1 protein-coding gene is annotated in these 1,035 nt (G+C 66.2%); it reads left to right on the top strand.

Annotated elements, in window-relative coordinates:
* Positions 1 to 85: 85 nt before the first annotated feature.
* A partial coding sequence (locus tag AC6EXY_RS33305; RefSeq protein ID WP_499819033.1) for an acyltransferase domain-containing protein occupies positions 86 to 1,035 on the top strand: 950 nt, incomplete at its 3' end.

Below are 1,035 nucleotides of genomic sequence, written 5' to 3'. Positions count from 1 at the left end.
CAGCGTCCTGACCACCGGTCATGTTCACCCCGGCAGCGAACAACCCGTGTTCATCTTCCCCGGCCAAGGCTCCCAATGGGCAGGCATGGCCACCCACCTCCTCGCCACCAGCCCCACCTTCACCGAACACTGGCACGCCGCCACCGACGCCCTCACCCCCCACATCGACTGGAACCCCCTCACCGCCCTCACCAACCCCGACCAACTCGCCCGCGTCGACATCGTCCAACCCCTCCTCTGGGCCGTCCTCACCAGCCTCGCCCACCTCTGGAAAACCCACGGCATCACCCCCGCCGCCGTCATCGGCCACAGCCAAGGCGAAATCGCCGCCGCCACCACCGCCGGCATCCTCACCCTCCACGACGCCGCCCACATCATCACCCACCGCGCCCACCTCATCACCACCCTCACCACCCCCGGCGCCATGCTCACCGTCGCCCTCCCCCACACCCACCTAGAACTCCCCCCCAACACCGACATCCACATCGCCGCCATCAACAGCCCCACCACCACCGTCCTCGCCGGAAACCCCCACCACCTCGCCGCATACGCCCACACCCTCCAACAGAAAAACATCTTCACCCGCACCATCCCCGTCACCTACGCCAGCCACACCCCCCACGTCGAACCCCTCCGAGAACCCCTCCTCACCACCCTCCAAAACATCACCCACCACCAAGCCACCACCCCCTTCTACTCCACCGTCACCACCACCCACATCCCCGACACCACCACCCTCACCCCCGAATACTGGTACACCAACCTCCGAAACACCGTCCAATACCACACCACCATCACCAACCTCGCCAACAACGGCCACACCCTCTACCTCGAAACCAGCCCCCACCCCGTCCTCACCATCCCCACCCAAGAAACCCTCGAACACACCCAAAACCCCCACACCACCGTCCACCCCACCCTCCACCGCGACCGACCCACCCTCACCCACTTCCACACCACCCTCGCCACCCTCCACACCCACGGACCCACCCCCACCTGGCCCACCAGCACCAGCACAGACACAGACACAGACAC

The organism is Frankia sp. RB5 (genome assembly GCF_059816245.1).
This window is presented reverse-complemented; position numbering and strand designations above follow the sequence as displayed.